The sequence below is a fragment of the Mesorhizobium sp. AR02 genome (genome assembly GCF_024746835.1).
Classification (GTDB): Bacteria; Pseudomonadota; Alphaproteobacteria; order Rhizobiales; family Rhizobiaceae; genus Mesorhizobium.
The window spans coordinates 325,907-340,819 of sequence record NZ_CP080531.1; the positions used below are offsets into that span (position 1 = coordinate 325,907).

General features: G+C 62.9%; 14 protein-coding genes. 9 read left to right on the top strand and 5 right to left on the bottom strand.

Annotated features, from left to right (window positions below; genetic code table 11):
- Positions 1–19: 19 nt before the first annotated feature.
- Entirely contained in the window at positions 20–763 is a 744-nt protein-coding gene (locus DBIPINDM_RS06205) for a DsbA family protein (RefSeq protein WP_258584904.1), read from the bottom strand.
- Positions 764–917: 154 nt separating this feature from the next.
- Positions 918–1,427, bottom strand: coding sequence for a DUF721 domain-containing protein (locus DBIPINDM_RS06210; RefSeq protein ID WP_258584905.1), 510 nt, complete (start codon positions 1,425–1,427; stop codon positions 918–920).
- 54 nt (positions 1,428–1,481) lie between these two features.
- Between DBIPINDM_RS06210 and mutY the strand changes: the two genes are divergently transcribed.
- The gene (gene mutY, locus DBIPINDM_RS06215; RefSeq protein ID WP_258584906.1) at positions 1,482–2,600 is read left to right on the top strand and encodes an A/G-specific adenine glycosylase; all 1,119 of its coding nucleotides are present in this window, start codon (positions 1,482–1,484) and stop codon (positions 2,598–2,600) included.
- Positions 2,601–2,610: 10 nt separating this feature from the next.
- Positions 2,611–3,222: an HAD family hydrolase gene (locus DBIPINDM_RS06220; RefSeq protein WP_258584907.1), complete on the top strand. Its 612-nt coding sequence runs from the start codon at positions 2,611–2,613 to the stop codon at positions 3,220–3,222.
- A gap of 65 nt (positions 3,223–3,287) precedes the next feature.
- On the opposite strand, the gene DBIPINDM_RS06225 is transcribed toward DBIPINDM_RS06220, so the two are convergent.
- On the bottom strand, positions 3,288–4,421 hold the full coding sequence (locus DBIPINDM_RS06225; RefSeq protein WP_258584908.1) for a site-specific DNA-methyltransferase: 1,134 nt from the start codon (positions 4,419–4,421) through the stop codon (positions 3,288–3,290).
- A gap of 176 nt (positions 4,422–4,597) precedes the next feature.
- Between DBIPINDM_RS06225 and DBIPINDM_RS06230 the strand changes: the two genes are divergently transcribed.
- Entirely contained in the window at positions 4,598–5,287 is a 690-nt protein-coding gene (locus tag DBIPINDM_RS06230) for an HAD family hydrolase (protein ID WP_258584909.1), read from the top strand.
- A gap of 41 nt (positions 5,288–5,328) precedes the next feature.
- Here DBIPINDM_RS06230 and DBIPINDM_RS06235 read toward each other — a convergent pair whose 3' ends face one another.
- Positions 5,329–6,087: a hypothetical protein gene (locus DBIPINDM_RS06235; RefSeq protein ID WP_258584910.1), complete on the bottom strand. Its 759-nt coding sequence runs from the start codon at positions 6,085–6,087 to the stop codon at positions 5,329–5,331.
- 129 nt (positions 6,088–6,216) lie between these two features.
- Between DBIPINDM_RS06235 and thrC the strand changes: the two genes are divergently transcribed.
- Genes thrC through DBIPINDM_RS06255 form a run of 4 tightly spaced genes read left to right on the top strand, consistent with a single transcriptional unit; the run spans position 6,217 to position 12,423 of the window.
- On the top strand, positions 6,217–7,614 hold the full coding sequence (gene thrC / locus DBIPINDM_RS06240; RefSeq protein ID WP_258584911.1) for a threonine synthase: 1,398 nt from the start codon (positions 6,217–6,219) through the stop codon (positions 7,612–7,614).
- 14 nt (positions 7,615–7,628) lie between these two features.
- The gene (locus tag DBIPINDM_RS06245) at positions 7,629–8,921 is read left to right on the top strand and encodes a M16 family metallopeptidase (RefSeq protein WP_258584912.1); all 1,293 of its coding nucleotides are present in this window, start codon (positions 7,629–7,631) and stop codon (positions 8,919–8,921) included.
- Between the two features lie 13 nt (positions 8,922–8,934).
- Positions 8,935–9,531: a GNAT family N-acetyltransferase gene (locus tag DBIPINDM_RS06250; RefSeq protein WP_258584913.1), complete on the top strand. Its 597-nt coding sequence runs from the start codon at positions 8,935–8,937 to the stop codon at positions 9,529–9,531.
- A 3-nt stretch (positions 9,532–9,534) separates the two neighbouring features.
- Positions 9,535–12,423, top strand: coding sequence for an EAL domain-containing protein (locus DBIPINDM_RS06255; protein ID WP_258584914.1), 2,889 nt, complete (start codon positions 9,535–9,537; stop codon positions 12,421–12,423).
- A 299-nt stretch (positions 12,424–12,722) separates the two neighbouring features.
- Here the strand turns inward: DBIPINDM_RS06255 and DBIPINDM_RS06260 are convergent, their stop codons facing one another.
- Positions 12,723–13,331, bottom strand: a complete 609-nt coding sequence (locus tag DBIPINDM_RS06260; protein WP_027046619.1) for a YqgE/AlgH family protein — start codon at positions 13,329–13,331, stop codon at positions 12,723–12,725.
- 171 nt (positions 13,332–13,502) lie between these two features.
- Between DBIPINDM_RS06260 and DBIPINDM_RS06265 the strand changes: the two genes are divergently transcribed.
- Positions 13,503–14,309 carry a protein-disulfide reductase DsbD domain-containing protein gene (locus DBIPINDM_RS06265; RefSeq protein WP_258584915.1) on the top strand — a complete coding sequence of 269 codons (807 nt, stop codon included), beginning with the start codon at positions 13,503–13,505 and terminating at the stop codon, positions 14,307–14,309.
- Between the two features lie 83 nt (positions 14,310–14,392).
- Positions 14,393–14,875: a peroxiredoxin gene (locus DBIPINDM_RS06270; RefSeq protein WP_258584916.1), complete on the top strand. Its 483-nt coding sequence runs from the start codon at positions 14,393–14,395 to the stop codon at positions 14,873–14,875.
- Positions 14,876–14,913 lie beyond the last annotated feature (38 nt).

The window sequence follows — 14,913 nt, forward strand, 5'->3', positions numbered from 1 at the left end:
CTTCAGCGCTGACCTGATGTCAGAGCAGAGGGTCGATGATGGCCGACATTTCCTCAATCGACATCGCCCCTTTGTAGGTCTTACCGTTGATGAAGAAGGTCGGTGTCGAGTCGACCTTGAATTCATTGGCGCCGCGCTTCTGGACCGATCTCACATCGTCCAGAAGTTTCTGGTCCGTCAAGCAGGCCTCGAAGGACTCCTGTGTAAAACCGGCGAGCTTCGAGATTTGCAGCAGCGCATCCTTGGTGTTCGACACCCCAACCCAGTTCGCCTGCTGCGCAAACAGCACGTCCACCATCGGGAAATAGTTATCCTTGGCGCAGCGCGCCAGCATGAAACCGGCTTCCGCGCTTGGATCGAACGGGAATTCGCGCAGGATATAGCGCGCCTTGCCGGTGTCGATATACTTCTTCTTCAGGTCCGGGAAGGTGGTTTCGGCGAAATGCGCGCAGTGCGGGCAGGTCATCGAGGCGTATTCGACAATGGTGACCTTGGCGTCATCCTTGCCGAGTTGCTTGTCAGGCAGCGCGCCCGGCTTCAGCAATTCGGCCATGTCGACGTTGCCCTGAGACTCGGGAACCTGAACGGCAGCCGGCGTGGCCGGCTTTGCGGGAGCGGCCGGATCCGCCGGCTTCACATCCGCCGCCTTGGCCTCTTCGCCGGAGTCGCTGCAGGCGGCGAGCAGGGCCACGGCCGGAATGGCGGCCAGCGAAGACAGGACGTTTCTGCGAGACAGACTTTTGCCGAACGGAGGACGGTTCATACGAATCACCTGACAAGGGTTGGATTTTGCAATGCAAAGGCACGAAAAGGCGAGAGTTGGCGCGAATTAAGGCATCTCCATCCCCAATCCAATCGTGAAACCTGACAAAGGCGATCACGAATGCGAGATGTTGACGACAAATCGATGACTGTCTTCAAGGGGTCTTTGACTTCCTTTCACCCAGGATGGTTGCGCCAAGCCTTTCAAGCGAGGCGCGCAGCCCGTCATCTTCGATCAGTTCGACCGTGCTGGACAACTTCGTCTTCTCCGCCGCCGTCAAGGGCCTGAAGGTCGGTTTAGGCCGTCCTTTGTCCGTCGTCACCGGTTTTTGCACGATCCTGATGCGGCCTATTGCCGTAAAGCCGAGGAAAGCGTTGACCCGGTTGATGATCTCGCCGGTCTCATGCTGCAGATGAAGCGCCGCCATGCCTTCGCAGGCGATAACCAGCACCGCCGGCTCGAACGGATCGTCCTCATGCAGCCGGCGCGGCCACTGGATCTTTTCGGGCCGCGAGCGGCTGGCTAGGCGCGGTCCGGCGATCTCTTCCCAGGACTGGACGAGACCAATCGACATGCCTGCCCGCTTGCGCAGCACCGGATCGAGGATTTTGGTCGCAAGATCGCTCACCGGGACGGGATTGCCGTAGGGCGTTCTCCCTGCCATGTACGTTCTCCAGCCACGACCCCAGCAGATACCGGCCAGGCCAATACACGATCAATGGCACCAGCAGACCAGACCCGCAAGACCCAGACCCCCAAGGCGATACCGGACGATACCGCGTCGCGCCTTCTGGCCTGGTACGATGTGCATCATCGCGAGTTGCCGTGGCGTGTGAGCCCGCGCGAGCATGCACGCGGCGCGCGGCCCGACCCCTATCGCATCTGGCTTTCCGAAGTCATGCTGCAACAGACCACCGTCGAGGCGGTGAAATCCTATTTCCGCGCCTTTGTCGAGAAATGGCCTGATGTCGAGGCGCTGGCAGCAGCACCAACAGAGGACGTCATGAAGGCCTGGGCGGGGCTCGGTTATTATTCCCGCGCACGCAACCTCAAGGCCTGCGCCGATCTGGTGGCGGCGCGTGGCGGCCGGTTTCCCGACACCGAGGCTGCTCTGCGAGACCTGCCCGGCATCGGCGCCTATACGTCGGCGGCCATCACGGCGATCGCCTTCGACCGCCCCGCCGCCGTTGTCGACGGCAATGTCGAACGCGTCATCTCGCGGCTGTATTCGATCACCACGCCGCTGAGCGAAGCCAAGGCCGAGATACGGGCCCATGTCGAGGCCATGGTGCCGACGGCAAGGCCGGGCGACTTCGCCCAGGCGATGATGGATCTCGGCGCCACGATCTGCACCCCGCGCCGGCCGCGCTGCATGCTATGCCCGCTGCGCGAGGATTGCAGCGCCGTTATTTCAGGCGACCCCGAAAATTTCCCGGTGCGGCTGCCAAAAGCCGACAAACCGCAGCGACGCGGTGCTGCTTTCGTGGCCGTGCGCGAGGACGGCGCCATTCTTCTGCGCAAACGGCCGGACAAGGGCCTCTTGGGCGGCATGACCGAGGTGCCGACCACCGCCTGGACCGCACGCATCGACGGCGCCACCACGCAAGCGGCAGCTCCGTTCCCGGCTGACTGGAGGCGCATCGGGACAATTTCGCATGTCTTCACCCATTTCGCCCTCGAGCTCGAAATCTTCCTGGCCCGCAGCAGTGGCGAGACACCGGCCGGCCATTTCTGGTCATTGCGTCAGGACATTTCGGGGGAGGCACTGCCCACTGTCATGAAAAAGGCAATCGAGGCTGCGATACCCGGCGCGACGAAAAAGCAACGCCCGCATTGAAAGAGGCTTCATGACTGAGATCCGCCACATCGTTTTCGACATCGGCAAGGTGCTGGTCCACTACGACCCCAATATCCCCTTCAGCCGACTGATTCCCGATGAGAAAGAGCGGAAATGGTTCTTCGACAATGTCTGCACGCATGACTGGAACATCGAGCAGGATCGCGGCCGGACCTGGGAAGAGGCAGAGGCGCTGCTGATCGCGGACCATCCGGATCATGCGGAAAACATTCGTAATTTCCGGCGTCACTGGCACGAAATGGCGCCGCATGCCTATGCGGACAGTGTTGCCATCCTGGAGGGCTTGATCGACACCGGCCACGACGTGACGCTGCTGACCAACTGGGCCGCCGACACTTTCGTCGAGGCGCGCGGCCGCTTTCCATTCCTCGACCGCCCGCGTGGCATAACGGTGTCCGCCGAGATCGGGCTGATCAAACCGGATCGCAGGATCTACGACCATCACGTCGCTGCATTCGACCTCGATCCCGCCGCATCGCTGTTCATCGACGACAGCCAGAAGAATGTCGACGGCGCCCGGGCGGCGGGCTGGCAATCGGTGCTGTTCACCGATGCCAAGACGCTTCAAGCAGATCTTGAACGCTTCGGAATCAAGGCGTGATCTGAATCGCTTCCGGCGATCCGCCGAGACTTTGAATCAACGCGAAAGCCGCAGATCGCAGGGGGTCAGCCCCCTGCCCGCTCCATGCCCAACCGAGCAATGCGGCGCAGTTCGTCGATCGGGGTGAGCCCGCCGCTGCGCTCATAGTGCCAGAAGGTCCAGCCATTGCAGGCGTCCAGTCCCTGCACTTCGGCGCCGATCTTGTGGATCGAGCCGGCGCTGTCGCCGATCGCCACCGTGCCGTCGGCACGCACCTTGGCGGCCCAGCGCTTCTTGGCGTCATAGAGCGTGGCGCCCGGCGTCACCAGCCCGGTGTCGATCAGGCTGACGAAGGCAACGCGCGGCTCGGCGCGCTTGCCGGTCAGCACCGTCAAATCGGCATCTTCCAGCGGCCGCACCGCATCGATACGCTCATTGGCGGCGTCGATATAGGCCTGCTCGCGCTCGATGCCGACGAAATGGCGGCCAAGGCGCTTGGCGACGGCGCCTGTCGTGCCGGAGCCGAAGAAGGGATCGAGCACGATGTCGCCGGGCTTGGTCGAGGCCATCATGATGCGGGCGAGCAACGCTTCCGGCTTCTGCGTCGGGTGCAATTTGTCGCCATTGTCGTTCTTCAGCCGCTCGCCGCCGGTGCAGATCGGAAACAGCCAGTCGGAGCGCATCTGAATGTCGTCGTTGGATGCCTTCAGCGCCTCATAGTTGAAGGTGTAGCCCTTGCCCTTCTGGTCACGCGAGGCCCAGATCATCGTCTCATGCGCGTTCTGGAAACGGCGGCCACGGAAATTTGGCATCGGGTTGGTCTTGCGCCAGACCACGTCGTTGAGGATCCAGAAGCCCAGATCCTGCATCTTGGCGCCGACCCGGAAGATGTTGTGATAGGAGCCGATGACCCAGATTGTGCCATTGGGCTTCAGCACCCGCCGCGCCGCCAGCAGCCAGGCGCGGGTGAAGGCGTCATAGGCTTCAAAACTCTCGAACTGGTCCCAGTCATCGTCGACCGCGTTGACCTTGGACTGATCGGGGCGATGCAGGTCGCCGTCGAGCTGCAGATTGTAGGGCGGATCGGCGAAGATGACGTCGATCGACTTTTCGGGCAGGCGGTCGAGGGCTGCAACGCAGTCGCCCTTGAGGATCGTGTCCAGCCATTCGGATTGCTGGGGAGCATGGGAAAGGTCGTCGAGAAGACGCACGGCAGACATTTTTACACCCAGGGCACGCGTTACTGTTTACTCCCCGTTATGGTTACCGATCAGCGTAAATATTCGGTGAAGGCCCGTGCGACTACCTGCCAGGTTTGCGAAGGCCGGGCCATTGGTGTATGCCGCGCCGCCTGAGGCCTTCATGGCCGTTTCATCCTCCCTTTGTCCGGATCACCATGCCCCAGCCAGACCTTGTCATCTTCGATTGCGACGGCGTCCTCGTCGATTCCGAAATCATCGCCGCGCGGGTCGAGGCTGAGTTGATAACGCTCGCCGGATATGAAATCTCCGCCGAGGAGGTTGCCGAGACCTATGCGGGCCTGACGTTCAAGGACATCCTGATGCGGATCGAGGAGAAGTCCAAAATCCCGTTCCAGGCGTCGCTGATCGATCGCGCCGAAGAGCTCGTCGACCGCAAACTGCGCAGCGATGTTCGTGCCATCGAGGGCGTGCGCGAAGCGGTCGCCTCGGTCACGGCGCAACGCTGCATCTGCTCCAACTCACGCTCGGAGCGGATAGAATTCATGCTGGAGAAGGTGCATCTGCTGCCGTTTTTCGCCGGCCGCATCTTCTCGGCGCTGGAAATACCGAGCAAAAAGACCAAACCCGCGCCGGACGTGTTCCTGTTCGCGGCCGAAAAACTCGGCGCAAACCCGGCGAACACTTTCGTCATCGAGGATTCCGTGCACGGCGTTGCCGGCGCCAGGGCAGCCGGCATGCGGGTGATCGGCTTTACCGGCGCCAGCCACAGCTATCTCGGCCATGCCGACGCGCTGACGGAGGCCGGCGCCGAAACAGTGATCCGCCGCTGGGCAGAGCTGAAAAGCGTCATCGCGGCACTGTCGGAATGGTCGGCCGACGCCTGAGCAATTTACGCCGCGACGCACGCTTCCCTCAAGAACCGCGACTAGTTTGTCGCGGTGGTCTTCTTCCTGTGGGTCTTCTTCGGCTTGTCCGTCGTCGCCTTCGGCGCGGTTTCGTCATAGCCGGCATAGGCCTGATAGTCCTGCGCCGTCGGTGCCGGCACGACGGCATTGGAATCGGTGAAGACGAACTGGGTGGCGACCGAGGGATCGGTGACCTGGACCTGATACTGGTGAATCTGCGAATAAAGCACGTCGGTGCCGTGCATCACCGCGGTGCGGATCGGCATGGTGATGGTGCCGGGCGTGAACTTCGGTCCCGGCACGATCTTGCCTGCAACCGCGATCTTCATCGTCAGTTGTCCGTCGGCACGGCTGCAATCGCGGGTCACGTCGGAAATCGACGCCTGATAAATGATCCTCGCCGAATCGTCGGGCGGAGAGGCAGCGGCGGCCGCGTCGGCTGCGGCGGCGGCCTGTGCCTCTTGCGCCTGCTGCTCGGCTTCGGCCTTGTTCCTCGGCTTGTGCATGGGCTTCGACTTCGGCTTGGGCTTCTTGACCTCGTTGACATAGGTGTTGAAGAAGGCGGTGCCGTCGCGCACCGTCACCCTCGGGCAATAGGCATTCAACTGGCTGGCGAGGATCTTGGGATCCTGCGGAGGCGGTGGCGCTGTCGGGTCCTTCTTGCCGAAGCCGAGGTTCAGGATGCCATTGTCGCCTGATTGGCAACCGGCGGCGGCGAGCATAAAGCCCGTGAGCGCAAGACCCGCCAAAAAGCGACCACTGAGTGTACGAAACGCCATGAAACTGCACTTCCCTCTCGTAAAGCTGGTGACGTATATCAACGGCGCGGCAAAAATGCGACTGGAGCCGGCACAGAAATTAACCACCTTGTGGTGAACGGAAAAGCCAAGCGGCAACGGGACTGAGACATGCAATATGTGAGTACGCGCGGGGAAGCACCCGCGCTTGGATTTTCCGATGCCGTGCTGGCGGGGCTGGCGCGCGATGGCGGGCTCTACGTGCCGCGCGAGTGGCCGCAGTTTTCCGCCTCCGAGATCCGCGCCATGCGCGGCCTTGCCTATCCCGACCTTGCCATCCGTGTGCTGTCGCCCTTCCTTGGCGGTGAAATCGCAGCGCCGGTCTTCGAACGACTGGTGCGCGAAGCCTACGCCACCTTCCGCCACGAAGCCGTCTGCCCGCTGGTGCAGACCGGCTCCAACACCTTTGTCCTCGAACTCTTCCACGGCCCGACGCTGGCGTTCAAGGATGTGGCGATGCAGTTGCTCGCCCGGCTGATGGACCATGTGCTTGCCGAACGCGATCAGCACGCCACCATCGTCGGCGCCACGTCAGGCGATACCGGCGGCGCGGCCATCGACGCCTTTGCCGGACGCAGCCGCACCGACATCTTCATCCTGTTCCCGCATGGCCGCGTTTCGCCGGTGCAGCAGCGGCAGATGACGACGTCGAAGGCTGAAAACGTCCATGCGCTGGCGATCGAAGGCAATTTCGACGACTGTCAGGGCCTGCTCAAGGACATGTTCAACGACCACGCTTTCCGTGACCGGGTGGCGCTGTCGGGGGTCAATTCGATCAACTGGGCCCGTATCATGGCCCAGATCGTCTACTATTTCTCCTCGGCACTGTCGCTCGGCGCGCCGGACAGGCCGGTGTCCTTCACCGTGCCGACCGGCAATTTCGGCGATATCTTCGCCGGCTACGCCGCCAAGAAGATGGGCCTGCCGATCGAGCGGCTGGTCATCGCCACCAACGACAACGACATATTGGCGCGCACCTTCGCGACCGGCGAATACCGCACCAAGGGTGTCTTTGCGACCACTTCGCCGTCGATGGACATCCAGGTTTCGTCGAATTTCGAACGCCTGCTGTTCGAGGCCTCGAACCGCGACGCGGCGACCGTGCGGCGCTACATGGATGGCCTGAAGCAGTCTGGCGCCTTCACCATAGAAGCCCGCGAAATCAATGGGATGCGGTCCGAATTCGACGCCGGCCGTGCCACCATGGACGAGGTCGCCGCCACCATCCGCTCGACGCTTGCGGCCAGCAATTATCTTCTAGATCCGCATACCGCCGCGGCCGTGCATGTCGCGGCCGGCAAAGCATCTGGCGCCGTGCCGATGGTGGTGCTGGGCACCGCCCATCCGGCAAAATTCCCGGCCGCGGTCGAGGCCGCAAGCGGAGTCTCGCCCGCCCTGCCCGCATGGCTAGGTGGATTGATGACATTTGAGGAAAAGTACACGGTACTTCCATCCGACCTGAAAATGGTGGAAGATTACGTCAGCCGCCGCGCGCGGGCGGCGCGTTAGGGAGTACGAGCCATATGGGTGTTGAGGTAAGCCGTCTGTCGAACGGCCTGACAGTCGCCACCGAAACCCTTCCAAGTATCGAATCGGTTGCCTTGGGTGCCTGGGTCAAGTCCGGCGCCCGCAATGAACGTGACGACGAGCATGGCATGGCCCATCTGCTCGAGCACATGGCGTTCAAGGGCACGAAGCGGCGGACGGCCTTCGAAATCGCCTCGGAAATCGAGGATGTCGGCGGCGAGATCAACGCCGCCACAAGTGTCGAGACCACCTCCTACTATGCCAGGGTGCTGTCCGACGACGTGCCGCTGGCGGTCGACATCCTTGCCGATATCCTGCAGGAGTCCGAATTCGACCCGCAGGAGCTCGAACGCGAGCAGCACGTCATCCTGCAGGAGATCGGTGCCGCGCACGACACTCCAGACGATATCGTCTTCGACCGTTTCACCGAGACGGCCTTTCGTCACCAGACCATCGGCCGCTCGATCCTGGGCACGCCGGAGACCGTCAAATCCTTCACCTCCAAGCAGTTGCACGATTTCATCGAGCGTCAATATGGCGCCGAGCGGATGGTGATGGTGGCTGCCGGCGACATCAAGCACGACAATTTCGTGCGCGAGGTCGAGAAGCAGCTCGGCGGTTTCCGCAGCAAGACCGACAGCACCATCCCGCAATACGCGCAATATGTCGGCGGCGATTTCCGCGAGGACCGCGACCTGATGGACGCCCAGATCGTGCTGGGCTTCGAGGGCCGTGCCTATCATGTGCGCGATTTCTACGCCTCGCAGGTGCTGTCGATGATCCTCGGCGGCGGCATGTCGTCGCGCCTGTTCCAGGAAGTCCGCGAGAAGCGCGGCCTATGTTATTCGGTCTACGCCTTCCACTGGGGCTTTTCCGATACCGGCATCTTCGGCGTCCACGCCGCGACCGGGCAGAGCGACATCGCCGAACTCGTGCCTGTCATCATCGACGAGTTGCAGAAGGCCGGCGAGAACATCCTGCAGGAAGAACTGGACCGCGCGCGTGCCCAGTACCGCGCCGGGCTGATCATGTCCGCCGAAAGCCCGGCCAGCCGCGCCTCGCAGATCGCAAGACAACTTCTTTTGTTCGGCAGGCCGATCGCCAAGGAGGAATTGATGGAGCGCCTGTCGGCGCTGACGGTGGAGCGGCTGACCGACCTGTCGTCGCGGATGTTCTCGACCAAGCCGACGCTTACCGCTGTCGGGCCCGTGGGTACGCTGGCACCATATGAGGCGATCCTCGATTCGCTTCCGGGCACGCAGACCACGGCCCGCAGGCTCGCCGTCTAAGCCCCCAAGCGCCGTGTTCGCGCTCCCTTTCTTTCGCCGTGACCTGCCGGCGCTGAAGGGCAACCTCGTCACCTTGCGCGTGCCATTCACCAATGACTTCCGGGAATGGTCGACATTGCGCGGCGAAAGCCGGGCCTTCCTGGAGCCGTGGGAACCGCGCTGGACTCCCGACGAACTCGACCGCACGGCATGGCGCCTGCGCATCAGCCGCTACCGCGAAGACTATGCGCAAGGGACCGCGATCGCCTTCTTCATCTTCGAGAAGTCGAGCGGCAAGCTGGCCGGCGGAATCACGCTCGGCAATATACGCCACGGTGTCTCGCAAAGCGGCCATGTCGGCTACTGGATCGGCGAGCGCTTCGGCGGGCGCGGCCTGATGACCGACGCGGTCAAGGTCGTGGCGCGCTTCGCCTTCGATACGCTGAGGTTGCACCGGATCGAAGCGGCCTGTATTCCCGACAATATCCGGTCGATCCGCGTGCTTGAAAAAGCCGGATTCCGGCGCGAAGGACTCTTAAGATCCTATCTCAGGATCAACGGCATCTGGCAGGACCACTACCTCTACGCCCGGATCGCGGACGATCCGTTGGGCGCAGGAACAAAGGACTGATTTTTGACGAATTTCCTGCGAAACGGGCCGCTGTTCGCCTTTGTCCTCGCGGCGATCCTGACGCTGTGCGCGGCTTCGTCGGCCTTTGCCGTCGAACCGATCAAGATTGCCCGCGACGATGTCGCGCTCGACCTGTCGCGCGCCTTCGAGATCTACCGCAACCAGGGCGAAAACTTCCAGGTGTCGACCGCGCCCGGGCCGGACGGCATCGTGCGGCGCATCGAGGTCGAGGCCAATGATGCGCGCTCGACCGGCGACTGGGCGGTGTTCGCGCTGGCCAACACCACCGACCAGCAGCTCGACAGGCTGATCGTAGCGCCGCATTTCCGACTGGTGAATTCCGGCATCTTCTGGCCCGATCTCGGCGCCACCCGTATTGCCGCGATCACGCCCAGCGAGGGCTTCGCGCTCGACCGCCAGACCAGCCCTGACGCAGATGTGTTCCGGGTGACGCTGAACCCAGGCGCGGTGATCACCTTCATCGCCGAACTCGCCTCGCCCAAGCTGCCGCAGGTGTATCTGTGGGAGCCGGAAGCCTACAAGGACTCGGTCAATTCCTACACGCTGTTTCGCGGCATCGTCATCGGCATCGCAGGCCTTTTGGCGCTGTTCCTGACCATCCTTTTCGTGGTCAAGGGGACCTCGATGTTCCCGGCGACCGCGGCACTTGCCTGGGCGGTGCTTGCCTATATCTGCGTCGATTTCGGCTTCCTCAACAAGGTCATCGAGATTTCGCCCGGCAATGAGCAGATGTGGCGAGCGGGAACGGAGGTGGCGCTGGCAGCGACCTTCGTGGTCTTCCTGTTCGCTTATCTCAACCTCAACCGATGGCACGGCCATTTCAGCTATGGCGCCCTGGTCTGGATCCTTGGGCTGGTGCTGATTGCCGGCGTCGCAATCGTCGATCCGGCGGTCGCCGCCGGCATCGCCCGCATCTCCTTTGCCGCCACCGCGCTGACCGGGCTCGGCCTGATCATCTTCCTCGGTATACGCGGCTATGACCGCGCCATCATGCTGGTGCCCAGTTGGGTCATGGTGCTGTTGTGGCTATGCGGGTCGTGGATGGCGATCACCGGCATGCTCGACAACGACATCGCCCAGCCGGCGCTCGGCGGCGGGCTGATCCTGATCATCCTGTTGATCGGCTTCACCGTCATGCAGCACGCCTTTGCCGGCGGCGCGCTGCATCAGGGGCTGTTCTCCGATCTCGAACGCCAGGCGCTGGCGGTTGCCGGATCGGGCGACACGGTGTGGGACTGGGACGTGCTGCGCGACCGCGTGGTGACCAAGCCCGATGTCAGCATCCAGCTCGGCCTTGCGCCCAACAGCCTCGGCGGTGCGGCGCGCAACTGGCTGCCGGTGCTGCATGCCGATGACCGCGACACCTTCCGCACGACGCTCGACGTGGTGCTGGAGCACCGGCGTGGCCGGGTGTCGCAGAATTTCCGCCTGCGCGGCGCCGATGGGCACTATCACTGGTTCAACTTGCGGGCGCGACCGGTCATTGGATCGGACGGCGAGGTCATCCGCTGCGTCGGCACCATGGTCGACGTCACCGAGCAGAAGAAGTCCGAGGAGCGGCTGCTGCACGACGCCGTGCACGACAATCTGACCGGCCTGCCGAACCGCGAATTGTTCATGAACCGGCTGGAGGCGATCATCTCGATCGCCCGTACCGAAGAGAAGGTGCGCCCGACCGTCTTCGTCATCGACATCGACCGCTTCAAGCAGGTCAATGACGGGCTCGGCATCTCGGCCGGCGACACCATACTGCTCACCATTGCGCGCCGCCTGCACCGGCTGCTAAAGCCGAAGGACTCGCTGTCGCGCTTCGCCGGCGACCAGTTCGCGCTGATGCTTTTGTCCGAACAGGACCCTGCCCGCATCGCCGGTGTGGCGGATGCCATCAAGCATGCGATCAACAACCCGATCACCTTCGCCAAGCGCGAGATCGTGCTGACCGCCTCGATCGGCCTGATCACCTGGACTTCGGCGCAAACCTCGGCCGAGGACATGGTCAAGGACGCCGAGCTTGCCATGCATCAGGCCAAGCGCTTCGGCGGCGACAGGATCGAGCCGTTCCGCCCGGCGTTCCGCACCGTCGGCACCGACCGGCTGCAGTTCGAATCCGACCTGCGGCGCGCCATCGAGCGGCGCGAATTCACCCTTGCCTACCAGCCGATCGTGCGTCTGGAAGACGGCAGCGTCGCCGGCTTCGAGGCCTTGCTGCGTTGGGACCATCCGCGCCGCGGCATGATCCCGCCGGCCGATTTCATCCCGGTCGCCGAGAGCTGCGGGCTGATCGTGCAGCTTGGGCTGTTTGCCATGCAGCAGGCGGCCGAGGACCTGGCCGGATGGCAAAAGCAGATCGGCGATGCGCCGCTATCGGTCTCGGTCAACCTGTCCAGCCGCCAGCTCATCCGCCGCGACCTGGTCAGCGATGTCCGCTCCGTCATCGCAAGGGCCAATCTGAAACCGCGCTGCTTCCGGCTCGAACTCACCGAGTCGCTGGTCATGGACAATCCCGAGCAGACCGCCCACGTGCTGACCAAGCTCAAGCAACTCGGCATCGGCCTGTCGCTGGACGATTTCGGTACCGGCTATTCGTCGCTCGCCTATCTGACGCGTTTCCCGTTCGACACGATCAAGATCGACAAGAGCTTTGTCGACGACAGCACGCCCAAACGCGCCGTACTGCTCAAATCCATGGTCAACATGGCGCATGAGCTCGGCCTGTCGGTGGTCGCCGAGGGCATCTCGGACGAACGCGATGCGCTGGAGCTGCGCCAGATGGGCTGCGAATATGTGCAGAGCTTCATGTTCGGCGCACCGATGCCGGGCGACCAGGTGCTGAAGACGCTGAAGGAACAGTATCCGCTGACGCAGGCCTGAGCCGTTTCACGCGCGTCGCCCAAGCCTGCGGTGGCTTTGGAACATACCTCGAAAATTAGCCGAAACGACCATCCCTTCGTCATCCATGGGCGGAGCAAGGAGCGAAGCGACGCGGCGCAGACCCGAGGATCCATGCCGTGACGTTAAGGCGTTGCAACGGTTCAGAATTCTGCGCCGCTGCATCCTTCGGCCAAGGTCACGGAATGGATCCTAGGGTCTTCGCGACGGAGCTTCGCTCCTGCTTCGCCCTAGGATGACGAAGGTGGGGGACGGCTTCCGCAATCTCGAATGCCTGCGAGTTACGCGTGTCCGGCGGCCAGGCTGAGATGGGCGAGGTCGATGCCGATCGAGGCGAGGATGCGGTCGTATTTGCGCTCGATGTCGGCGTCGAACAGGAGCTCGGGACTGGCCGGGCAGGTCAGCCAGCCATTCTCGGCGATCTCGGTTTCCAGTTGGCCCGCACCCCAGCCCGAATAGCCGAGCGCCATCAGCGCGTGACGCGGGCCGCGGCCCGACGATATGGCGCGTAATATATCGACGGTCGCGGTCAGGCAGATATCGTCGGAAACGGTCAGCGACGATTCCACGCGGTAGTCGCCCGAATGCAGGACGAAGCCCCGGCTGCGATCGACAGGGCCGCCATTGCGAACGACGAAATCGCGTGCCTGCGCCGGCAAGCGGATCGCCTCCTGCTCGTTCATAATGCCGAGCTGCACCAGGAGGTCCGGAAACAGCATCTGCTGTGTCTGGTTGATGATCAGGCCCATCGCGCCTTCATCGCTGTGCGCGCAGATGTAGATGACCGAGCGCGTGAAACGGTCGTCCTTCATGCCGGGCATGGCAATCAGGAACTGATCGTCGAGAAAACCGCGTCCAGCGGCTGTCTTCTTGTGGCGCAACAAATCCATGGCAGGGAAGGTAACGTGTTTCCCGGGCGCCGAAAAGATGCGCCGCGCCGGATTCGACCAAAGCCCATGGGGCCAGGCCGCCGTGGCTTGCCAGCAGGGGTCACGCAAATATGATACCGGGAGGGCGATGAAGTCATTGCGAAGCCACGAACGGACGATCAAATCACCGCCATGCAAAGCTTGAAAATCCTGTTGCTCGGCGCCGCCATCGGATCGGCGGCCGTCCTCCCCGCCTCTGCCTCCTCGTCCGCCTGGTACAACAGCGAAGGCGGCAAGGTGCGGCTAGTGACATCAGGCAAACCCGATGAGGCCGGCCGCATCCAGGGCGTTCTCGACATCGCCCTCAAGCCCGGCTGGAAGACCTATTGGCGCGATCCGGGCGACGCCGGTGTGCCGCCGCAGCTCGACATTTCGGCCAGCACCAACATCGCCGATGCCAAACTCTCGTTTCCGGCACCCCAACGCCACGACGATGGTTATGGCAAATGGGCCGGCTACAACTATCCGGTTTCGCTGCCTGTGACCTTCACGCTGGCGGCGCCGAACCAACCGGCTGTCATCGATGCCGACATCTTTCTCGGCATTTGTGAAACGATCTGCATCCCGGTGCAGACACGGCTGACCGTCGACCCCACTTCCGATCCAGACAATGCCGACGACGCAGCCCTGGTGAAGGCGAGTTTCACGGCATTGCCGGCGCCGGCAAAGCCTGATTTCGGCATCAACGTGCTGCCGGGCGATCACGAGACGCTGGTTGTCGAGGCGAGCTTTCCCGGTGACCCGGAGGCGGCGGATTTCTTCGTCGCCGGCGAGCGGGACTATATGTTCGGCACCCCTGCCCGCAGCGAGAAGGACGGCAAGCTGATCTTCACGGTGCCGATCCTCGACCGCCCTTCGACGACGCCAACGGATGGCGGGCTTCACTACACGCTGACGAGTTCGGCGGGCGCGGTCGAGGGGCTTCTGCCTTTCCCTTGATCCAGCTTGCCCAGACGATTGCAGGAAGCCGCCGAGTTCGCTACGCAAGCAGACATCCTTCCCATTCCCCAAGCGAGGAACTCATGACCATTTCCGTTGGCGACAAGCTGCCCGAAGCGACCTTCAAGACAATGACCGCCGACGGCGCCAAGGCGATCACATCGGCCGAAATTTTCCCGGGCAAGAAAGTGGTTCTGTTCGGTGTTCCCGGCGCCTTCACGCCGACCTGCAGCAACAACCATCTGCCCGGCTATCTCGAAAACCATGACGCCATCCTGGCGCGCGGCGTCGACACCATCGCCGTGGTTTCGGTCAACGACGTCCATGTCATGGGCGCCTGGGCGCGCTTCACCGGTGGTGAGGGCAAGATCCTGTTCCTCGCCGACGGCAGTGGTGATTTCGCCAAGGCGGTCGGCCTCGACAACGACCTTTCCGCAGGCGGCATGGGCCTGCGCTCGAAGCGGTTTTCGATGATCATCGACGACGGCAAGGTCATCGCGCTCAATGTCGAGACCAAGCCCGGCGTCGATGGGTCCGGGGCGGCCCACATTCTCGGACAGCTCTGAGTTTCAACGGCCGCGTCGGGCGAGACCGCAACAGCCGG